The following is a 20,618-nucleotide window of genomic DNA, read 5'->3' as shown; positions in this document are numbered from 1 at the left end:
GAAAACGACTCAACTACAAAACACCAGAGGAGGTGTACTATGGAATTTAGGAGCTACTGTCGCGGTTCAAAGTTGATACTAGGTCTAGTAATTATAAATTCGTTTCCAATCTTCATTCAAAAATAAATGATGCTCGTCTAGATCATAAGTGAATTTAATATGATGGCTAGGTCGCAGTACACTAATTGTCCCACATAGGTTGATCCAAGACAGATATTAAAAACCCCGTTAACTTTTTAGTTAGCGGGGTTTTTATGTCTTCCATTTTGGTGATAAAGCTAAGATTACTCTTCGTAATTCTCAATCGCCGGACAAGAGCAAATCAGGTTACGGTCGCCGTACACATCATCAATACGGCCAACGGTTGGCCAGAATTTATGTGCGCCAAGTTCTTTAACCGGGTAAGCGGCCAGTTCGCGGCTGTACGGACGATCCCATTCTCCGGCAATTACCGGTGCGGTGTGCGGGGCGTTTTTCAGCGGGTTATTTTCCGCATCCAGTTCACCGCGCAGTACCGCGTCGATTTCGCCTTTAATGCTGATCATGGCGTCGGCAAAGCGGTCGATTTCGGCTTTGGATTCCGATTCGGTCGGCTCGATCATAAAGGTGCCCGCAACCGGGAACGACATGGTCGGCGCGTGGAAACCGTAGTCCATTAAGCGCTTGGCGATATCCACTTCGGTAATGCCGCTTTCGGCTTTCAGCGGACGCAGGTCAACGATACATTCGTGCGCTACGCGGCCGTTCTGGCCGGAGTACAGAATCGGGTAGTGAGCCGACAGACGCTTGGCCAGATAGTTGGCTTTCAGCAGTGCATTCTGGGTCGCACGGCGCAGGCCTTTGCCGCCCATCAGGGTGATGTACATCCAGCTGATGGTGAGAATGCTGGCGGAGCCGTAAGGCGCAGCCGATACCGCACCGTTGCCTTTGGCTTCGTTCTCCAGCGGGCGTACCGCGTGGTTGGCCACGAATGGCGCCAGGTGTTTGGCAACACCGATAGGGCCCATGCCCGGGCCGCCGCCGCCGTGTGGAATGGCGAAGGTTTTGTGCAGGTTCATGTGCGATACGTCGGCACCGATAAACGCCGGCTGGGTGATACCCACCTGTGCGTTGAGGTTGGCACCGTCCATATACACCTGGCCGCCGAGGCTGTGTACCAGATCGCAGATTTCACGCACGCCCTGCTCGTAAATACCGTGGGTCGACGGGTAGGTCAGCATCAGGCACGACAGCTGGTCGCCGATTTCTTCGGCTTTCTTCTTCAGGTCGTCAAAGTCGACGTTACCTTCGTCATCGCAGTTGGTGACCACAACGCGCATCGAGGCCATCTGCGCCGACGCCGGGTTAGTACCGTGGGCAGAGCGCGGGATCAGACAGACGTTACGGTGACCTTCGCCACGGCTTTCGTGGTATTTCTTGATCGCCAGCAGACCGGCGTATTCGCCCTGCGCACCGGAGTTCGGTTGCATACAGATGGCGTCAAAACCGGTCACGGCTTTGAGGTAGTCGTCCAGCTCGGCAATCATTTGCTCGTAGCCAACGGTCTGTGACTTAGGCGCGAACGGGTGAATATTGGAGAACTCAGGCCAGGTGACCGGAATCATTTCGGTGGTGGCGTTCAGTTTCATGGTGCAGGAACCCAGCGTGATCATGCTGTGGTTCATGGCCAGGTCTTTCGACTCCAGACGCTTCATATAACGCAGCATTTCATGCTCGGTATGGTAGCGGTTGAAGGTCGGGTGGGTCAGGAAGGCGGTGTTACGTGCCTGACCGGCGTCGATGCTGTTGGAACCGCTGGCAACAATCTGCGCGTCCAGTGCGTATACATCGAGGCCATGACCTTCGCCGAGAATAATATCGAACAGTTCCTGTACGTCGGCGGCAGAGGTTTTCTCGTGCAGGCTGACACCCAGAGTGTTCGCGGCCATACCCAGAGCGGCGTCGTCGCGCAGGTTCACTTCACATGCTTCGGCACGGGCCAGTAGCGCGGCTTTGTCGCTGGCGTTAAAGGTCAGGGTGTCGAACCAGTGGTTGTTGACCAGCTCAATGCCTTTAGCCTGCAGGCCTGCAGCCAGAATATCGGTTAAACGGTGAATGCGGCCAGCGATGGTCTTCAGACCCTGTGGGCCGTGGTAGACGGCGTAGAACGAGCTTAAGTTGGCCAGCAGCACCTGTGCAGTACAGATGTTGGAGTTGGCCTTCTCACGGCGGATATGCTGTTCACGGGTCTGCAGTGCCATACGCAGCGCAGGCTTGCCCTGAGCGTCAATGGATACACCGATAATTCGGCCGGGAATATTACGCTTGTACGCATCGCGGGTAGCGAAGAACGCCGCGTGCGGGCCACCAAAGCCCATCGGCACGCCGAAGTGCTGGGCGTTACCCAGAACGATGTCGGCACCCATTTCGCCCGGTGCTTTCAGCATCACCAGCGCCATCAGGTCGGTGGCCACGGCGGCCATCGCGTCTTTGGCGTGCAGGGCGGTAATGACGTCGGTGAAGTCACGCACGTCACCGTTTTTACCCGGGTACTGGAACAGGGCACCGAATACATCGGCGTCGGCGGCGGCATCGGCCGGGCCAACCAGTACGTCCCAGCCAAAGGCTTCGGCGCGGGTTTTCACCACGTCGATGGTCTGCGGCAGGCAGTTTTCATCGACATAGAAAGTATTGGATTTGTTCTTCTTCACCGAGCGCTTGGCCATCGCCATGGCTTCGGCAGCGGCGGTGCCTTCGTCCAGCAGGGAGGCGTTGGCCAGTTCCATGCCGGTAAAGTCGATCACCATTTGCTGGTAGTTGAGCAGGGCTTCGAGACGGCCCTGAGCAATTTCTGGCTGGTAAGGGGTGTAGGCGGTATACCAGCCCGGATTTTCCAGCACGTTGCGCAGAATCACCGGCGGAATAATGGTGTCGTGGTAACCCAGACCGATGTAGCTTTTAAAAATCTTATTCTGGCTGGCCAGCGCTTTTAAATAATTCAGCGCATCGTATTCCGTTTTGCCGTCGGCAATATCAAGGAAAGGCGCACGCAGAATATCAGCGGGGACGATTTCAGCGCTCAGGGCTTCCAGCGAGTCGGCACCAACGGCAGCCAGCAGGGCGGCTTCTTCGTTGCTGTCGGGGCCTGCGCCATTGGAGGCAATATGACGGCCGATAAAATTATCGCGTTGTTCCAGATCTTTAAGAGACAGTGTGGTCATGGGAGAACTCAAAAAAGTTAAAACGGATGCGCTTGGTGAGAATGTGCCATTAACAGTATTAACGACATTCCGCCTGCGGCCGGGCCGCAGACGGGCAGAAGCGTCTTATTCGCAGGCCGCTGCGTAAGCGTCAGCGTCGAGCAGGTTGTTCAGGTCGTCGGCGTTGGCCAGTTCCATTTTGAAGAACCAGGCGTTGCCGTACGGATCTTCGTTGGCCATTTCCGGTGCATCAACCAGCGCGTCGTTAACGGCGATGATTTTACCGGCCAGCGGCGCGTAGATGTCGGACGCGGCTTTTACCGATTCAACCACGGCGATGTCCTGCTCGGCTTCGACTTCGGTACCGACTTCCGGCAGTTCAACGAATACCACGTCACCCAGCTGAGCCTGGGCAAAATCGGTAATACCGATGGTTACGGTGCCGTCGGCTTCGAGACGGATCCACTCATGGGAGGTGACGTATTTCAGTTCAGCTGGGATATTGCTCATGTTGATCTCCACTCAAAAATAAAAAGCGTAAAACGAATTCGTTAATTTATCAGAACTGCTGCTTACCATTACGGACGAAAGGCAGCTTGACCACGCGTGCGGGCACTAATTTACCACGCATTTCCACCAGACACTTGTCTGTGGTGCCGACCGGCACACGCGCCATGGCAATGGAATATTCGAGGCTTGGGGAGAAGGTGCCGGAGGTGACTTCACCTTCGCCGATGCCTTCTACAACGACTTTCTGGTGCGAGCGCATAACACCACGGGTTTCCAGCACCAGGCCTACCAGTTTCAGCGCCTGCTGCGGATTGGCTGCACGCGCGGCTTTCTCGGCTTCGAGGGCGGCGCGGCCGATAAAATCACGCTCCGCTGGTTCCCAGGCAATGGTCCAGCCCATGCCGGCCTGCAGTGGCGAAATAGTTTCGTCCATATCGTTGCCGTACAGGTTCATACCGGCTTCCAGGCGCAGGGTATCGCGCGCGCCCAGACCGGCCGGAGCGACACCGGCATCCAGCAGTTGCTGCCAGAATGCCGCTACTTCGGCTTCCGGCACCATAATTTCCAGGCCGTCTTCACCGGTGTAACCGGTACGGGCGAAGAACCATTCGCCTTTGCCTTTGCCCTGAAAAATATTCAGACCGTCGATCAGTTCGGCGGCTTCCGGTTTAACCTGTTTTACCCGCTCAATGGCTTGCGGGCCCTGTACCGCCACCATCGCCAGTTCCGGACGTTCGGTCAGGCTGACTTCGAAGCCTTTGCTCTGACGTGACATCCACTCCAGATCTTTTTCGCGGGTGGAGCAGTTCACCACGGTGCGGTACCAGCCATCCATTTTGTAGACGATTAAGTCGTCGATGACGCCGCCTTCGTTATTCAGCATGCCGGAGTACAGGGCTTTGCCGCTTTCTTTCAGTTTGGCGACATCGTTGGCCAGCAGCTTCTGCAGGTAGGCGGTGGCATCCGGGCCGCGCACATCAACGATGGTCATATGCGATACGTCGAACATACCGGCCTGCTCGCGCACAGCTTTATGTTCCTGAATCTGCGAGCCGTAATGGATGGGCATATCCCAGCCACCAAAGTCGACGATTTTGCCATTGGCTTCGAGGTGCTTGGCGTACAGAGCGGTTTGCTTGGCCATGTTATGTCCTGCTGTAGTCAATCGTGATGTGATCGTTTGCTGTCTTTATTGTGTCGTTTTCTGTTGCTGGTAACGGGCCGCCAGCGGACAGAATCATCGTGCGTACTGTGTTTCAGTACGTAAAAAAGGGCGGCAGTATAGCGCTTAAAAAGCACTTAGGCACCCTCCAATCTGTATTTAACTGGACGATGGTTCCAATTTATAAATATTGGCCCGTTCCGGCCTGTGGGCGGCATGGCAACTGGTGTGGCGCTGTTGGCTTCAGGTGCTTAAAGCTGACTATTTAGTCAGAAAAAGGTATGGCACCGGGCAGATTTTGCTGGATGTGTTGCGGGTTGTGCTGAATGGCGCGCAGGGTCATCTGCAAATGAACGCGCAGCATGTCATCAAAGCCCAGCGGTTGTTCTTTGCGGGCGAACACGCCGTCAATGGTCAGCAGGGCAAAGCCGTGAATAGAAGACCAGCAGTTGTTGGCCAGCAGCATTGGTTCGGTGGGCAGAAACTCGCCGCGTTGCGCGCCTTCGGCCATCAGTTGCAGCAATACGTTAAAGGCGCTGCGGGCGGCGGTCTGTAATTGTGGGTATTGCTCACGCTGGGTGATGCTGCTGCCGAAAATAAGGCGGTACTTTTCCGGGTTGGCGATGGCGTAACGCAGGTAGGCTTCGCCGGCGCGCAGCAGGTTGTCGGCGCAGTTTAAAGCGGGATCAATGCGTTCGCTGGTGACCCGGCTCAGCTCGTCAAAGGTTTGCCTTGCCAGTTCAACCAGCAGGCCGTTCTTGTCGGCAAAGTGGCGATAGGGCGCGGTTTGGGATACGCCGACCACCCGTGCCAGGGCGCGCAGACTGAGGTTCTCGGCGCCCTGTTCACGGATGCTGTCAACCGCTGCGCTGAGCAAGGCTTCACGCAGATTACCGTGGTGGTAGCTGGTAGCGTTGTTCTGGTTTGAGGCGGCGCGGCTCATTCTGAATACCCTGCGGAATGTGGCGCTATTCAAACCAGTTACGCGCTAAGCGTCAACTTCGCTGAGCTGTTTATTCTGCGCTTCCGCCACGCTGTGCTCTGCGTCAGCCTTCACCTGATGCGCCTGGCTGGGCGAATAGCCGCACCATTTTTTAAACGCTTTGGAGAAGTTGGCAACACTGGAATAGCCCAGTTCGGCCGACAGCTGTGTGACGTTGTAAACCCGCCGTTGCAGCCAGTCGCGGGCCTGAATCAGGCGCAGTTCGGACAGCAGTTTCTGGTAGTGCGTACCACTGTCCTGCAGACGCCGTTTGCAGGTACGTTCACTCAATTCCAGCGCCCGCGACAGTACCTCCAGCGACGGCGGCTCAGGCAGGTCATGGCGCAGCAGATTGGCCGCTTTGCTGGTTGCCATCAGGCTGGCGCGGGGCGGCATCTGGTGTTGCAGCGTGGGCAGGTTGTGCGGGTCGGCTTCTGCGTGCAGCAGTCGCTGTGGCAGGCGTATCGCCAGGAACGGCGCGTTGCTGCGGATCGTCAGTGGCACGTAAGCGGCGTAACGCTGCGGTTGCTCACAGGTATGCGGCAGGTAGAGCTGAATATCGTTATGACTGGCGGCAATAAACGGCAAGCAGCGGGCATGCAGCCAGGCCAGTACAACATCGAGCACGTTGTCTGGCAGTTGCGCGTCCAGTGCCGGATTGGCGCGCCAGCGCAGCTCAATATGGCAGGTTTCGCCATCGTCTTCCCGATGCAGGCTGAACAGTTGTGACAGCAGATTATCTTGCTGCAGCAGGGTGCAACCCTGTGCCAGCGTGCTGAACAGAGGTGGTTGATGCAGCGCCAGCGCCAGGCCGTAGTCGAGCGCCAGGTTCTGTTGTGGCAGCTGTTCCTGTGCCCAATCGAGCAGGTGCAGGAGTTGGCTGACCGCAATGCGGCTGCGGCTGTTGAATAATGCATCGGCCGGCAAATCCATTGGCGGCAGTTGCTGAGTTTTGATGCCTTTGCTGGCCAACAGGCGCAGCAAAATATGCAGTGAGTTAGCAGTACAGTTTAAAGGGCCCATGGTGTGTCTTTTTTTTGTATGTGGTGAGAATGCAGAACTTTACGGCAAAACAAGCGTTTAACAATGTGGTATCTGGCAGACATTCACCCAGAAATGGCCTGTAACAACCCAAATCATCCTTTGGGCTGATATTTACGGTGTGTTGACGCTGGCAGGTTGGCGACATAGTATGTTTTCGGTGTAAACATGCCGCTGGGCAAGAGACTTCAGCCCCGGCATCTCAGCAATGATCAATGGGTCAGCATAATTACAACAGGAGCGCCCTATGTTTTCTTTCCGCCTGCAAGGTCGGCCGTTTGGCCATTTCTTACTGTCTGTTTTCAGTCTGTTACTGACATTACCGGCATTGTCGCAACCGGCGTTACCGGTAGAAACCGTCGCCGCACACTGGCAGGACTATGCTCGTCCGTTGCGTATCAGCGGCGTGCTGGAGAACAAATCGGAACAGAATCTGGCATTCAAAATTAATGGTCTGGTCGGCCGTGTGGCCGTCGACGAAGGCCAGTGGGTAAAAGCCGGACAGGTGCTGGCTGCGCTGAATCTGGAAGAGATTGATGCGCAGGTGGCTAAGGCAGAATCGGTATTGGCCAACGCCGAGCGTAATCTGGCGCGTTTTCAGTCGTTGCAGGGGTTGGATGCTTTATCGGTTGAGCAATTGCAGAGCGCAGAAACCCAGGTGGATGTTGCGCGCTCCGATCTGACCGTAGCGCGTTTTAATCAGCGCCATGCGGTGATCCGTGCGCCGGCTGATGGTCGCGTGCTGAAGCGTTCGGTGGAAGCCAACGAAATGGTCAGCAACGGCAAACCGGCTTTTCTGTTTGCCGCCCGCACCAGCGGTTGGGTGTTGCGGGCCGGGGTGACCGACAAGGACATCGTGCGTCTGCGTCTGCAGGATCATGCCGAAGTGACCTTTGATGCGTATCCGGGCGAGGTGTTTCAGGCCGAGCTGAGCGAACTGGCCGGGCGTGCTGACGCCAGCCAGACCTTTGAGATTGAACTCCGCGTAAGCGCTAAACCTGAGCAGCCGCTGCTGGCGGGCTTTGTGGGTCACGCGGTGATTATGCCCGCCCAGACCCGGCCAGTGGTGTTGTTGCCGGTGGGAGCCATGGTGAGAACTTACAATCACAGCAACCGCGGGCACAGCACCAGCGGTCAGAGTGCGCGGGCTGAAGTCGAAGTGTTTGTGGTGCAGAGCAGCGACAGCGGCGCACAGGCACAATTGCGTCGTCTGCCCTTGCTGGCGCTGGATCATGATCAGCTGGTGATTGCCGGCGGTCTGCAGGATGGCGAACAGGTGGTGGTAGCCGGTGCGCCTTACCTGAGTCATGGCCGCGCGGTAACGGTGATGAATGCGGCGCTGGTTGAGTCGGCGACGCCGGTGTCTGCACCGGCTGCGGCTGAATAAAGGAGCGGGTTATGCAATTACCTCAACTCGCTATCCGCAATCACCAGTTCACCTGGGTGATGTTTTTGCTACTGGTGCTGCTCGGTGTGGTGTCGTTTTTTACCATGCCGCGTTCAGAAGACCCGCAATTCGATTTTTCTGCCGCCGTAATCAAAGTGGTTAATCCCGGCACAACGCCGCTGGATATGGAAAAGCTGGTGGTTGATCCGCTGGAAGCCGCTTTAAACGAACTGGATGATTTACGAGAAATTAAAACCAGCGTGGAAGATGGCCTGGCCGTCATCCGCGTGGAGTTTTTATACGGCACCGATGCCGACGATAAATACGATGATGTGGTCAGTGCTGTATCGCAGGTACGTGACCAGTTACCGGCCAGCATTGTCGATCTGGATATCGACAAAATTTCCCCGGCCGATGTCAGCATTCTGCAGTTGGCACTGGTGTCTGAACAGGCGGATTACCCGGAATTAAAAAAGCACGCGGAAACGCTGGAGCAAAAGCTCGAGCGCGTCAGCGGTGTTAAACGCGTTGATATTGCCGCACTGCCAACGCTGGAAGTTCAGATTCAGGTGGATCAGCGCAAAGTGAATGGTCTGGGCATCAGCCTCGACGAAATTCAGGCGGCGGTGGCCAGTGCGGCACAGAATTTACCCGGTGGCCATGCCAATGCCGGTGAACGCCGCTTTACCGTGCGTACCAGTGGTGATTACGAATCGCTGGATGCCATTGGCGATACCGCCGTGCGCGGCCAGGGCCAGCGTCTGATTTATTTACGCGATATTGCGCAGATATCATTAACCGAAAGTCTGCCCAGTTACCGCGCCCGCTTAAATGGCGAAAAAGCCGTATTTTTGTCGGTTGTGCAACGCAAGGGCAGTCAGATTTTTCAGGTGCGCGAAGGCATTCAGCAGGTGTTGGACAGCTACAGCGACAAGCGTCTGCCGCAGCACATTGCATTAAAAACCGTGATGGATCAGTCAGTCAGTGTTGAACGCCAGATTGATGGTTTTTTCGATAATTTAAATCAGGGTCTGATTCTGGTCGCCATATTGTCGCTGATTGTGCTGGGCCTGCGCCCGGCGCTGGTGGTGGTCGCGGCCATTCCGCTGTCTATTTTTATTGCCATTGGCTGGGTGGATTTAGCCGGTTTTGGCCTGCAGCAGATGTCCATTGTTGGTCTGGTGATTGCGTTAGGCTTATTAGTGGATAACGCCATTGTGGTGGTGGAAAACGTTGCCCGTCATTTACGCGATGGCGACAGCCCCGGCGATGCGGCGATTAAAGGCAGCTCACAGGTGGCCTGGGCAGTCACTTCCGGCACGCTGACAACGGTACTGTCTTTTTTACCCATGTTATTAATGCAGAACGGCTCCGGTACTTTTATGCGGGCAATGCCGGTGACCGTGGTGTTAACCCTGTTTGCATCGTTATTAATTGCCCTGACTTTAACGCCGTTATTGGCCAGTAAATTAGGCACAGCCGCAAAAACCACGACCCGCAGTCAGAAAAAACTGGAAGCCATTGCTGATGGTTTTTATCTGCGCTGGCTGAACCGGGCACTGGCTAAACCTAAACGGGTACTGGGGATTTCGCTGGCGCTGTTAATCGGTTCGTTATCGCTGTTTCCGTTAATCGGTGTCAGCCTGTTTCCGAAAGCCGAAAAACCGATGATTCTGGTGAATATTGATATGCCGGAAGGCAGCGGTTTTGAACAGACCGAAGCCATGGCACAACGGGTTGAAGCGCTGGTGCGTAAACAGCCTTTAGTGGTGGATATTGCGCAGAACGTTGGCCGCGGTAATCCGCGTATTTATTACAACATTATGCCTTCACGGCAGACGGTGAATTTTGCGCAATTATTTGTCACCTTAAGTGCGCATGAACTGGCACAGGTTGAGCCGCTGGTGTCAGCCCTGCGTGATGAGCTGAGTTTAATTGCCGGCGCGCAGATTACGGTAAAAGAGTTTCTGCAGGGGCCGCCGGTGGAAGCGCCGGTTGAGATCCGCATTATGGGAGAAGAACTGAACGATATTCAGCGTGTCTCGCTGGATGTTGCCAGTATAATGGAACAGACACCGGGTGTGATTGGTGTGGATAACCCGGTTGGTAAATATAAAGTCGATCTGCATGTGCAGATTAACCGCGATAAAGCCGCCATGCTGGGTATTCCGCTCAGTACCATCGACCGCACTATTCGTACCGCACTGGTTGGTTTGCCCATGGGGGTATATCGTGATGATGACGGCGAAGAATATAATTTAGTGCTGCGTTTATCGGAATATCCGCGGCCGGAACTGGCCACCTTTGACGATATTCAGATTGCCACGACACACGGCAAACTGGTGCCGCTGTTGCAGGTTGCCAGTATCGAACTGGAAACCAGCATTGCCCGCTTCCAGCATTTTGATACCGAGCGGATGGCGCGGGTAACCTCGGATGTATTACCAGGCTTTACCACCGAGGCAGTGACGAATGCCGTGGTTGAACAGTTACAACAATACGCCTGGCCGGAAGGAGTGCACTTTACTGTTGGTGGTGAACAGGCCAACCGTAAAAAAGCCTTCGGCGGTATGGCGCAGGCATTAATTCTGGCGGTGTTTGGTATTTTTGCGGTGCTGGTATTGCAGTTCCGTTCGTTTGTGCAGCCGTTAATTGTCTTTGCCGCCATTCCGTTTGCCTTGATTGGTGCCTTGCTGGCGTTATTTATTACCGGTTATACCTTCAGTTTTACCGCCTTTATTGGTCTGACGTCGTTGGTGGGGATTGTGGTGAATAACTCCATTATTCTGGTCGATTACGCCAATCAGATGCGCCGTGAAGGTATGGAGCAGCTGGCGGCCATTGCCGCTGCCGCGCAAACCCGTTTTGTACCCATTGTGTTAACCACGCTGACCACTATTGGTGGCTTGTTGCCCTTAACGTTATCGGGCTCCAGCATGTGGTCGCCGATGGGCTGGGCGATTATTGGCGGCCTGTTGGTTTCGACGTTATTAACCTTGATTGTCGTGCCGGTGCTGTACCGCTTTTTGGGGAAAATGCCGGAGTAAATACGATGTCTGGCATTATTGTTTTCTGTTGCCAGTCAGCAGCGCAGATAACATAAATGCAGAAGATATAAAAATGGCCGCGAAAGCGGCCATTTTTATATTGAGATAATTATTTATTCTTGCTCTGCAGCTTCGTCCGAAATTTCTTTCTGCAGTTTTTCCAGCTCATCCAGTATGCGGATAAATTTCTTGCCGAATGGGGTGATAAGATACTCCACTCTTGGTGGCGTTTCGTTATAGGCAATACGTTCAAGAATACCAAAGCGGGTATTCTTCGTCAGACACTCATTCAGCACTTTTGTTGTTAAGCCGTCCACACTGCGTACCATGGCACCGGGGCGATTGACGCCGCTTGCCAGTAGCTGAAATACGGTTAAAGACCATTTGCAGCCGAAAATCGTCTCGACCATCCGCGCACTGCGCTCAGGTGCCAGCTTTCTGGAAATTTTTTTTTCCTTATCAATCATTAAGATGTACCGAAAAGTGCCTACTGTACCGGATTGTGCTTACTTTTCAGCAGATTACTGACTTTTATAAGCTGAGTCCACACATTGACTAACCCCTGTGGAGGTATTCAGCATGACATTTAATAACGATTCTCTTGCGTTGATTTTGGGTGGTTCCAGCGGTATGGGTCTGGCCACGGCGCGCCAACTGATGCAGCAGGGCGTGGCCACTATTCTGGTCGGCCGTTCCACTGAAAAGCTGGCGCAGGCTCAGGCTGAGCTGGCCGATATCGGCCAGGCCGAGACCATAACCATTAACCTTTATAAATCAGATGATGTGCAGCGTTTGCTGCATGCCATCAGTAATGAACAACGACACATCAACTACTTTGTTAACGCCGCAGGCTACTTTAAACCAACGGCTTTTCTTGAGCATTCAATGGAAGACTATGATGCTTATCTGGAGTTGAATAAAGCATCGTTTTTTATTTCTCAGGCGGTTGCACGCAACATGGCTGAGCATGGCGGCGGTTCGATGGTTCATATCGGATCGATGTGGGGCAAGCAGGCAGTTAAAGCAACACCATCGTCGGCGTATTCTATGGCCAAGGCAGGCTTGCATGCCTTGACTCAGCATATGGCTATGGAGCTGGCGGACAGCCATATCCGCGTGAATGCCGTTTCTCCTGCGGTGGTTAAAACCCCGATTTATGGCTCGTTTATTGAAGCCGAGGCGATGGATTCTGCATTGGCCGGGTTCGATGGGTTCCATCCAATCGGACGCATTGGTCAGTCTGATGATGTCGCGTCTGTGATCACATTTCTCCTCAGTAATCAGGCTGGCTGGGTGACCGGAGCCGTTTGGGATGTCGATGGCGGAGTCATGGCTGGCCGTAACTGATGATGCGCTGTTGTCAGAGCCTGTCGTATTAATGGCAGCACACTCAGGGCCGCACAGCTACATGCTGTTGCGGCCTTTTAATTTACTCTCTTTGCCTCCATATTCTGCCCATCGGTAATTTATGTCCGCAAGGGCGGAATTAAAGGCGGACATTATGATGCTTGGCTGGATTTTCTTTTTTGCCTGTTTGGCGCTGGCGTATATTTTCTGGAATCGTCAGCAGCAGGCACGGTTGTTGGCGCTGCATGCCGTGCGTCGTCATTGTCAGCAGGAAGATGTGCAGTTACTGGACGATACCCTGATGCTGGATACGCTGCGCATCCGCCGGGTGCCGTCGTTGCAGCTGATCAAAGGCGAAGGGCGCAGCCAGGCCGGTGGCTGGCGGCTGGTGCGTACGTATCGGTTTGAATTTTCGTCCACTGGTGACGAGCGTTATCAGGGTGTGCTGACGCTGATTGGCCGGCGGGTGGTAAAGCTGGAGTTGCAGGCGCATCGTATTCACTGAGCGGCTGTTACCGCTGCGCGAAATTTTTGAGATCGGGAGAGTGATCATGGTGATTCATCAGGCAGAACAGCAGCGTTTTATTATTGAACAGGACGGCCACGAATGTGTGCTGGATTATGTGGTTGAAGGCAAACAGATTGATTTTACCCACACTTATGTCCCCTTCCGTCTGCGTGGTAAAGGTCTGGCCGAAGAGCTGGTAAAGGAAGGACTGGCCTGGGCAAAGGGTCAGGGTTATGACATTCAGGCCAGTTGCTGGTATGTGCGAAAGTTTCTCTGATTATTTTGCTGAGAATCCGCGTGTTTAAAGGCGGATAAACTCCGCCAGCCAGCGCCCCACGGTATCGGCATCGGTCGGCTGTACCAGGGTATTCATCCCTGCGCGGAATAAATCCGGGCCTATGCAGTTTTCCCGGCGGGGTAATAATTTTTGCGTGTATTCAACGGTAAATTCCGGATGGCCCTGAAAGGTCAGTACGCGCTGGTCGATATAAAACGCGGCATTTTCACAGAATTCACTGCTGGCCAAACGCCGCGCTTCGGGTGGCAGAGAAAGTACCTGATCGCGGTGGCTGTAGATCAGACGCAGGTGTGACAGGTCATCGTTCAGCCAGCTGGGATGGCGGTCAATACGCGTTGTATGAACACCAATGCCCCAACCTTTATCACTGCGTGCCGCATGGCCGCCCAATGTGTGCGCCAGTATTTGATGACCAAAGCAGATACCGATTATTTTACTGTGCCCGGCGTAAGCCTGTTTGATCCACTGCTGTAATGGCGGAATCCACGGTAAGTCGTCATACACGCCCGCTTTAGAGCCGGTAATCAGGTAGGCGTCGCATTCTTTAATATCCTGCGGTAACTCACCTTGCTGCACCTGATAAAAGCGGTATTCGAGGGGAATACCCAGGCGCGCAAAAAATTGCGTGAACATGGTGCCGTACGAGCGGTACTCGTCCAGCAGGTCGGGGTAGAGCGTATCGGTTTCCAGCAGGCCCAGCGTTTTCATAGCGCGTATCGTCAGTGCAGTGTGTCAGAAGTGGAATTGACCAGAACGGTTGCTGATTGGCCACGCAACGGTTTGAGAATATCTTCAAGACCGTTGATTTTAATTTCCAGTGCCAATGACAGCAGCATGCCCAATTGTCCGGCCGGCATACCCTTATTATTCAGCCATAACAAGTATTCTTCGGGAATGTCGATCAACACCCGTCCCTGATATTTACCAAACGGCATGGTCATGGTGACCAGGCGCACCAGATCAGATTTATCAAACACGGGCTACCTCAGAATGCTGTTAAAAGAGGCCATTGCTATCGTTCGATGGCATGACCACTGACATGATGAGCGGTGGTCGCGATGCCTGCAAGTACTGCAAAGCGCCTGAGGCTCTCTAATGTACTTTGTCAGGCATTTTTCTGGTCTACACTAAAGTATCAATAACTACTTTGGCCAGATGTACCGGGCATGGAAGAAAAAAATACACGATTTGAGGATCTGCGGCTAACGCCGGGCCAGCCGTTGCAGCTGGATTTTGAGGGCTATACCACTGAACGTGACAGGTCCGTTCTTATTGGCTATCGCGCCGGACAAAGCATTGTTGTTACCACACCACTTGTTAATGGTTCACCGATGGTGCTTAAACTTGGAGCACCACTGGCGGTGCGCTTATTTGCCACGCAAATGAATTGCGCCTGTGCCTTCCGTACCGAAATTACGCATATTTCCCGTGCACCTTACCCACACCTGCATCTGGCGATGCCATCTTCTCTGGTGCTGGGTGAAGTACGCAGCTCGGTCCGGGCCAAAGTGTCACTGATTACTTCGGTGCATTACGGCGAGAATTTTTCGCAGAAATGTTCAGCCATAATTAAAGACCTGAGTCTCGGCGGGGCGCGGCTGGAGGCGAAGATGCTGCCGGTAGAAGTGGGTGAAAATGTTCAGCTCACAGCGCAGGTGGCAGTCAGTGGTATTGAACGCATTATTAAGCTCGACGCTATTGTCCGCGCGATTACGAAAGAAACCGGTGGCGTTGGCGTCGGGCTGCAGTTTCAGGCCATGAGTGATTCTGATCGCATCACATTGCACGCTTATGTGCTTTCTAATATTCACCGGCAATAGCCATTTTCCAGTTCTGGAGTTGTTGCATGACTGGTATGTCATTTCCTGCCGACGGGCAGGATCACTGGAGTCAGGTCTGGAAAAATCTGGTCAGCGGCGAAGCACTTGATAGCCGCCTGCCAAATCCGGCGATGGTTGTCAGCACACGGCTGGAGTCGCTGCTGGAAAGCAGTGTGCAGTGTTTTTTGCACAGTTGCCCCGCGACTTTAGCCGCCGATCTGCAAGCTTCTTTACAGCAGGTTGCTGTCCGTTTGCAGGCCTCTCAGATTGCTCTGCTCTTATGTCCGCAAGGCGTTCATACGCAACCACTGTGTGTTCTGGCCAGTCAGGATGAGGCCAGCAGCGAAACATTACACGCCCTCGTCACCCAGCGGGAGCAGTGGTGTGGGCTGGTTTATGGCCAGCAGCCACGGCTGTTATCCGCAGCGCTGGCGCAAGGCGACGATGAACGCTTGGTGCTGCAGACGATGGCCTGTGCTCAGGTGCTGTTATTGCCGGTTGCCGGTCGTAACAATGCAGCTGGCTGCCTGCTGCTGGGGCTTGATGCTGCGACTCCGGCACCGAGTGACAGTGAGCGCTCGCTGCTTTCAACCTTTACCCAGTTGTGTTTTCTGGTGGCGGATCGTCTGGCCGTCATGACCCATCTTGAGCAGCGTGAGCGCTCACTGCAGCAGACCGAGCGTCTGGCCAGAATCGGCAGTTGGTACGATGACGTACTCAACAACTGCATCACCTTTACGCCGCAGGCCGGCGAAATTTTTGAGCTCAGCCCGGAAGTTACTCAGGTCAGCCTTGAGGACTACCTTGCCTATTTGCATCCGGAAGATAAGGAACGGGTTATCAGTACGCTGCAGCACAGTCTGAAGACACTGCAGCCGTCTGATATGACCTACCGTATCTGCACACCATCGGGGCAGATCAAGATGATTCACGGCCTGGCCGAGATTCTGCTGAATGGTGATGGCGTAGCCGTCGCACGGGTTGGGACGGTGCAGGATATTACCGAGGCTCATGCCCGTGAACAGCGTTTGCAGCAATCTGCACGGGTGTTTGAATCGACCATGGAAGGTGTGGTAATTACCAATCCGGACGGCCTGATGGAAGCGGTAAACCCGGCGTTCAGCACCATTACCGGTTACAGCGAAGAAGAAGTCCGTGGCCGCTCGGTAGAGATGCTCAACCCGGAACGGCGCCAGCGCAATGTATTGCAGGATATCCGACGCGAAGTGCAGGAAAAGGGCTTCTGGCGTGATGAAGTCTGGAACCGGCGTAAAAACGGCGAAGTGTTCCCACAATTTCTGACCGTGACCAGTGTCCGTAATGAGCGTCAGGCGATCAGCCATTATGTGGCGGTGTTTGCCGATATTTCACGTCAGAAAGAATCCGAACAGCAGCTGGATTATCTGGCCCATTACGATTCACTCACCGGCCTGCCCAATCGCAGCTCCCTGCTGATTAAATTGCAGGCTGCCCTTGAACTGGCGACGCAGAAACGGCGTAAAGTCGCGGTGATTACCATCGATCTGGATCACTTCAAACACATCAATGACAGCCTCGGCCATCCGGCCGGCGACCGCCTGTTGCAGGAGTGCGCGCGGCGGCTGCGTGAACGGCTGCGCGATTCCGATACCGTGGTACGTCAGGGCGGCGATGAGTTTGTGGTGGTACTGGAAAATATCGTCAGCGACGATCAGGTGAGGCGCGTAGCTGACATTATTCAGCAGTTATTTGGCAGTGCCTTTGATGTCGGCATCGGCCGTGAATTGTTTATTGGTGCCAGTCTCGGCATCACGCTGTTTCCGGATCATGGCCGTGATGTTACCCAACTGATCAGCAATGCCGATGTGGCGATGTATCAGGCAAAGAGCAAAGGCCGTAATCATTATCAGTTTTACACCAATGATCTGACCCAGGCGGCTACCGACCGGCTGGAGCTGGGTAATGAGTTGCGTCATGCATTACAGCGTGACGATGAATTGCAGCTGCACTATCAGCCGCAGGTCTGCATCCGCAGCGGCCGGGTAACCGGGGTTGAGGCCCTGATACGCTGGCAGCACGAGCAGGAAGGAATGATTCAGCCCGGACGTTTTCTGCCGGTGGCGGAAGACAACGGTCTGATGCCGGAACTGGACAGCTGGGTGCTGAATAAGGCTTGTCGGCAGCTCGCCCTCTGGCAGCAGCAGGGGATTGCGCCGCTGATTCTGGCGGTGAACATCACCCAGCCGACCTTTGTTGCCGGTGGGCTGGTGGAACGTCTTAAGGCTCTGCTGGATATCTACCAGCTTGATCCCAGCTGGCTGGAGTTGGAAATCACCGAGGGCGCCTTACTGGAGCCCTCGGCGCAGGTGTTGTCGACCATTGCCGGGCTGAAAGCCCTGGGGGTGATGCTGGCGGTGGATGATTTCGGAACGGGTTATTCGTCACTGGCGTATCTGCACCGTTACCGGGTCGATAAACTGAAAATTGACCGCAGTTTTATTCACAGTGTCGAGTGCGAAGAAGAGGGGCGGGTGATCACCAGTACCATTATTAATATGGCGCGTGGGCTGGGCTTGCAGATTCTGGCAGAAGGGGTAGAAACAACACCGCAGCTGGAGTTTTTGCGCTCCAATGGCTGTGAGACGTATCAGGGATTTTACTTCAGCCGGCCATTGCCGTTGGCTGAACTGACGCTGTTATTAAAGTAATAAAGTGACAGCGCGGAACCGGTCTGCAGTGCAGACCGGTTCCGTGGCAACGCTTATTCGTAGGTGCAGAAATAGGCGGTTTGAGTCGCCATTTTTACCTGGAATTTAACGTTGGCAGGCACTTCGAAAGATTCGCCCTGGGCGAAGGTCTGCCACTCGCTGGCGCCTGGCAGCAGTACGTCCATGCTGCCGGAAACGACAGTCATCACTTCTTTCTGGCTGGTGCCAAATTCGTACTCACCGGCTTCCATTGCGCCAACAGTCGCTGGCAGAGTCGCGGTTTGCAGGGCAATGGATTTTACTTTGCCATCAAAATATTCGTTTACTTTCAGCACAGTTAAGCACTCCTCGTGAATGGGAGTGGCGATTATACGCATCCGCCGCCGGGCGGCAATCGGGCTGGTGGGGTGGTGTACAGGAGGATGGGCGGCAAGGGCATTTGGCGGGCAGGGTAAGAGACGCGCCAGTGCGCGCCCTGTTGTTTAGTCCTGCATCTGTCGGGTCAGTGGAAAGCGGATAACAAAACGTGTTCCCTGGCCCGGTGCACTGCTGACTTCGAGCGAGCCATGCAGCTGGTGGCTGACCAGATCCTGAATAATGTAAGCGCCAATGCCACTGCCACCCTGATTGCGTTTGGTGGTGAAAAACGGATCGAACAGTTGTTTCAGTGTGTCTTCATCCATGCCACGACCATTATCACTGAAGATGACTTCCACCTGCTGATCCAGCTGTTGTACTTCAATACGGATCTGGCCCCGCTCAGGACGGTCGTCGTCAAACGCATGGGTCAGTGAATTCATCATCAGGTTGGTGAAAATTTGTGCCACTGCACCGGGATAACCACTGATAAAAATGCGTTTCGGGCATTCAACACAAACATCAATCGGACGGTATTTATAATTCGGACGCAGGGAAACAATGATGCTCTGCAGGTAATCGCCCAACTCAAAATCCCGCCGTTGTTCGCTCGACTGGTCGACCGCGACCTGTTTAAAGCGTGCAACCAGGTCGGCGGCACGGCGCAGGTTATCGGCGGTAATCTGTACGCCTTCTTCTGAGAACTGGATGAAATCGTCAAAGGAGGCTTTATCTAAATGTCCGGCGCGGAACAGCTGTGAGATCTCTTTCAGTTGATCTTCCAGGGCGCTGACAGCGGTAACGCTGATGCCCAGTGGCGTATTAATCTCGTGTGCCAGCCCAGCAACCACCTCACCCAGTGCCGCGTGTTTTTCCAGGTTGACCAGTTGTTGCTGGGTCAGCTTCAGCTTGCGCAGCGATTCGTTCACTTCGGCGTTTTTTTGCTCCAGTTCACGGGTGCGTTCTTCCACTTTGGATTCCAGTGTGGTGTTCAGCTCTTCGACCCGTTGTTGTTCGGTCAAAAGCTGACTATTGGTGTCTGACAGGCGGCGGGTAAACTGATCCACCTGCGTTACCAGCGTATTAAATACCCGGACAATGGGCGTAAATTCATTATCGGCTTCATATTGCAGCGGACGGAACGACGGCTGACTGGCTTCGCGGTTGTAGTCGACCGTGCTTTGCAGGCGGTTAAGAATCTGCTGGAACGGGCGGAATAAAATCTCCAGCACCAGCGCCATAATAGATACGAATAGCACAGCGATGCCGATATTAATGGTCATGCCATCGGCCAGACGTTGCTGTACCGCCAGCGCCAGATCGGCGTGAGGAATACGGACACCCAACACCAGTCCTGTCTGGCTGCGGGCGGCAAACAGATACTCGTCGCTGGTTTCCTGCAGATCGTTGGCGTGGTTGGTTTTCAGGGTCAGCAGATGATAGTTGCTGACCGGCGTATTCACTTCGCTGTTGTTCTCCGGGCCGACGAGATAACGGCCACTGGCCTGATGCAGCAGGAAGGGGCGGGTACCCGGTGTAAGGCGCAGCTCGCGAATCTGTTGCCGCAGCTGTTCAATCTCCCAGTCGACGGTGGCAATGCCGATCAGTCGTTGTTGGTTGTCGTACATCAGCGCATCCACGGTCATGATCAGTGCTTCAGTACCGGCGTTATCGATATAGGGCGGAGTCCAGTACAGATCACTGCTGCGCGGATTCTGGCGTGGCCAGTCGGCCGGAATGGCCAGGCTATACCAGGGTTGATTCAGATAGTCGTAACGTTCGTTGCTCAGTGCCCAGGTGGGAACAACGTCATCGCCGTTATGGTAAGCGTAAGGGCCGAAATAGCGCACATCCTTGTCGATGATGTATGGCTCATACCAGATGCCGCCCCCCAAGGCCTGATCGAATGACTGAAAGGTGCGTACCAGTAATTGCAGCAATGCGGTACGGATCTGTTCGGCATTATGACGATGGTGTTGTTGCTGATGGTGTTCGCCGTTGCGTGCCAGGCCGAGCGCGGTGCGTTCCATTTGCGCGGCGGTGGCATCCAGACGCTGAACACTGGCGGTAACCGCTGCCATGATTTGCTGGCGGTTAAACTCCAGCACAGAATCACTGGCGCGACTGTTGTAATGCAGCAGCAAAGCAGTAAAGCCTGCGATTTGCAGAATGATGACACACAACAGAATGCGGTTTTTGATATTCATGTATTACGTCTTGATACCCATCTCAGGGTCTGTTGACTCTAAGTGAACCAAATCTGCCGAGAAGCGTGTTGCGCAGAACAAAACCG

The 20,618-nt window shown here is 54.4% G+C and carries 17 protein-coding genes; 7 read left to right on the top strand and 10 right to left on the bottom strand.

Features of this window, described 5'->3' with window-relative positions; genetic code table 11:
* Window positions 1-284 precede the first annotated feature (284 nt).
* From gcvP to NYR02_RS10450, 5 genes are all read right to left on the bottom strand, one after another.
* Window positions 285-3,200 carry an aminomethyl-transferring glycine dehydrogenase gene (gene gcvP, locus NYR02_RS10470; protein WP_260976317.1) on the bottom strand — a complete coding sequence of 972 codons (2,916 nt, stop codon included), beginning with the start codon at window positions 3,198-3,200 and terminating at the stop codon, window positions 285-287.
* A gap of 105 nt (window positions 3,201-3,305) precedes the next feature.
* Entirely contained in the window at window positions 3,306-3,689 is a 384-nt protein-coding gene (gene gcvH / locus NYR02_RS10465; protein WP_260976316.1) for a glycine cleavage system protein GcvH, read from the bottom strand.
* 49 nt (window positions 3,690-3,738) lie between these two features.
* Window positions 3,739-4,833, bottom strand: a complete 1,095-nt coding sequence (gene gcvT, locus NYR02_RS10460; protein ID WP_260976315.1) for a glycine cleavage system aminomethyltransferase GcvT — start codon at window positions 4,831-4,833, stop codon at window positions 3,739-3,741.
* Window positions 4,834-5,116: 283 nt separating this feature from the next.
* A complete protein-coding gene (locus NYR02_RS10455) occupies window positions 5,117-5,794 on the bottom strand; it encodes a TetR/AcrR family transcriptional regulator (protein ID WP_260976314.1) in 678 nt (225 codons plus the stop codon).
* Between the two features lie 45 nt (window positions 5,795-5,839).
* Complete coding sequence (locus NYR02_RS10450; protein WP_260976313.1) at window positions 5,840-6,856, bottom strand: helix-turn-helix transcriptional regulator; 1,017 nt, start codon at window positions 6,854-6,856, stop codon at window positions 5,840-5,842.
* A 265-nt stretch (window positions 6,857-7,121) separates the two neighbouring features.
* Here NYR02_RS10450 and NYR02_RS10445 point away from each other — a divergent pair, with 265 nt between their 5' ends.
* Entirely contained in the window at window positions 7,122-8,261 is a 1,140-nt protein-coding gene (locus NYR02_RS10445) for an efflux RND transporter periplasmic adaptor subunit (protein ID WP_260976312.1), read from the top strand.
* An 11-nt stretch (window positions 8,262-8,272) separates the two neighbouring features.
* Window positions 8,273-11,308 (top strand): efflux RND transporter permease subunit, encoded by a 3,036-nt coding sequence (locus NYR02_RS10440; protein ID WP_260976311.1) that lies wholly within the window; start codon window positions 8,273-8,275, stop codon window positions 11,306-11,308.
* 113 nt (window positions 11,309-11,421) lie between these two features.
* Here the strand turns inward: NYR02_RS10440 and NYR02_RS10435 are convergent, their stop codons facing one another.
* Window positions 11,422-11,775, bottom strand: coding sequence for a winged helix-turn-helix transcriptional regulator (locus NYR02_RS10435; RefSeq protein ID WP_260976310.1), 354 nt, complete (start codon window positions 11,773-11,775; stop codon window positions 11,422-11,424).
* A gap of 112 nt (window positions 11,776-11,887) precedes the next feature.
* On the opposite strand from NYR02_RS10435, the gene NYR02_RS10430 reads away from it, so the two are divergent.
* The 3 genes from NYR02_RS10430 to NYR02_RS10420 all read left to right on the top strand — a co-directional run bounded on the left by NYR02_RS10430 (window position 11,888) and on the right by NYR02_RS10420 (window position 13,440).
* Window positions 11,888-12,655 carry an SDR family NAD(P)-dependent oxidoreductase gene (locus NYR02_RS10430; protein WP_260976309.1) on the top strand — a complete coding sequence of 256 codons (768 nt, stop codon included), beginning with the start codon at window positions 11,888-11,890 and terminating at the stop codon, window positions 12,653-12,655.
* A 154-nt stretch (window positions 12,656-12,809) separates the two neighbouring features.
* Window positions 12,810-13,160: a DUF3301 domain-containing protein gene (locus NYR02_RS10425; RefSeq protein WP_260976308.1), complete on the top strand. Its 351-nt coding sequence runs from the start codon at window positions 12,810-12,812 to the stop codon at window positions 13,158-13,160.
* Window positions 13,161-13,206: 46 nt separating this feature from the next.
* Window positions 13,207-13,440 (top strand): GNAT family N-acetyltransferase, encoded by a 234-nt coding sequence (locus NYR02_RS10420; RefSeq protein WP_145465990.1) that lies wholly within the window; start codon window positions 13,207-13,209, stop codon window positions 13,438-13,440.
* A 24-nt stretch (window positions 13,441-13,464) separates the two neighbouring features.
* On the opposite strand, the gene NYR02_RS10415 is transcribed toward NYR02_RS10420, so the two are convergent.
* Together NYR02_RS10415 and NYR02_RS10410 are read right to left on the bottom strand one after the other, a co-directional pair.
* Window positions 13,465-14,169, bottom strand: coding sequence for a glutamine amidotransferase-related protein (locus NYR02_RS10415; RefSeq protein WP_260976307.1), 705 nt, complete (start codon window positions 14,167-14,169; stop codon window positions 13,465-13,467).
* Window positions 14,170-14,180: 11 nt separating this feature from the next.
* Window positions 14,181-14,438 carry a DUF3820 family protein gene (locus NYR02_RS10410; RefSeq protein WP_260976306.1) on the bottom strand — a complete coding sequence of 86 codons (258 nt, stop codon included), beginning with the start codon at window positions 14,436-14,438 and terminating at the stop codon, window positions 14,181-14,183.
* 189 nt (window positions 14,439-14,627) lie between these two features.
* Here NYR02_RS10410 and NYR02_RS10405 point away from each other — a divergent pair, with 189 nt between their 5' ends.
* Window positions 14,628-15,281 (top strand): flagellar brake protein, encoded by a 654-nt coding sequence (locus NYR02_RS10405; protein ID WP_260976305.1) that lies wholly within the window; start codon window positions 14,628-14,630, stop codon window positions 15,279-15,281.
* A gap of 26 nt (window positions 15,282-15,307) precedes the next feature.
* Window positions 15,308-17,968 (top strand): bifunctional diguanylate cyclase/phosphodiesterase, encoded by a 2,661-nt coding sequence (locus NYR02_RS10400; RefSeq protein WP_260976304.1) that lies wholly within the window; start codon window positions 15,308-15,310, stop codon window positions 17,966-17,968.
* A gap of 53 nt (window positions 17,969-18,021) precedes the next feature.
* Here NYR02_RS10400 and ppnP read toward each other — a convergent pair whose 3' ends face one another.
* Window positions 18,022-18,303, bottom strand: a complete 282-nt coding sequence (ppnP, locus tag NYR02_RS10395) for a pyrimidine/purine nucleoside phosphorylase (RefSeq protein ID WP_145465985.1) — start codon at window positions 18,301-18,303, stop codon at window positions 18,022-18,024.
* Window positions 18,304-18,450: 147 nt separating this feature from the next.
* Window positions 18,451-20,532 carry an ATP-binding protein gene (locus NYR02_RS10390; RefSeq protein ID WP_260976303.1) on the bottom strand — a complete coding sequence of 694 codons (2,082 nt, stop codon included), beginning with the start codon at window positions 20,530-20,532 and terminating at the stop codon, window positions 18,451-18,453.
* Window positions 20,533-20,618 lie beyond the last annotated feature (86 nt).

It is taken from the genome of Thalassolituus pacificus (assembly GCF_025318105.1).
In the GTDB taxonomy this organism is placed as follows: Bacteria; Pseudomonadota; Gammaproteobacteria; order Pseudomonadales; family Oceanobacteraceae; genus Venatoribacter; species Venatoribacter pacificus.
This window is presented reverse-complemented; position numbering and strand designations above follow the sequence as displayed.

Excerpts from the sequence above, each read along its gene's own strand:
- NYR02_RS10435 (WP_260976310.1), bottom strand. The coding sequence starts at position 11,775 with ATGATTGATAAGGAAAAAAAAATTTCCAGAAAGCTGGCACCTGAGCGC.
- NYR02_RS10425 (WP_260976308.1), top strand. The coding sequence starts at position 12,810 with ATGATGCTTGGCTGGATTTTCTTTTTTGCCTGTTTGGCGCTGGCGTAT.
- NYR02_RS10455 (WP_260976314.1), bottom strand. The coding sequence starts at position 5,794 with ATGAGCCGCGCCGCCTCAAACCAGAACAACGCTACCAGCTACCACCAC.
- NYR02_RS10445 (WP_260976312.1), top strand. The coding sequence starts at position 7,122 with ATGTTTTCTTTCCGCCTGCAAGGTCGGCCGTTTGGCCATTTCTTACTG.
- NYR02_RS10400 (WP_260976304.1), top strand. The coding sequence starts at position 15,308 with ATGACTGGTATGTCATTTCCTGCCGACGGGCAGGATCACTGGAGTCAG.
- gcvP (WP_260976317.1), bottom strand. The coding sequence starts at position 3,200 with ATGACCACACTGTCTCTTAAAGATCTGGAACAACGCGATAATTTTATC.
- NYR02_RS10440 (WP_260976311.1), top strand. The coding sequence starts at position 8,273 with ATGCAATTACCTCAACTCGCTATCCGCAATCACCAGTTCACCTGGGTG.
- NYR02_RS10420 (WP_145465990.1), top strand. The coding sequence starts at position 13,207 with ATGGTGATTCATCAGGCAGAACAGCAGCGTTTTATTATTGAACAGGAC.
- NYR02_RS10415 (WP_260976307.1), bottom strand. The coding sequence starts at position 14,169 with ATGAAAACGCTGGGCCTGCTGGAAACCGATACGCTCTACCCCGACCTG.
- NYR02_RS10405 (WP_260976305.1), top strand. The coding sequence starts at position 14,628 with ATGGAAGAAAAAAATACACGATTTGAGGATCTGCGGCTAACGCCGGGC.
- NYR02_RS10430 (WP_260976309.1), top strand. The coding sequence starts at position 11,888 with ATGACATTTAATAACGATTCTCTTGCGTTGATTTTGGGTGGTTCCAGC.
- NYR02_RS10390 (WP_260976303.1), bottom strand. The coding sequence starts at position 20,532 with ATGAATATCAAAAACCGCATTCTGTTGTGTGTCATCATTCTGCAAATC.
- gcvH (WP_260976316.1), bottom strand. The coding sequence starts at position 3,689 with ATGAGCAATATCCCAGCTGAACTGAAATACGTCACCTCCCATGAGTGG.
- gcvT (WP_260976315.1), bottom strand. The coding sequence starts at position 4,833 with ATGGCCAAGCAAACCGCTCTGTACGCCAAGCACCTCGAAGCCAATGGC.
- NYR02_RS10450 (WP_260976313.1), bottom strand. The coding sequence starts at position 6,856 with ATGGGCCCTTTAAACTGTACTGCTAACTCACTGCATATTTTGCTGCGC.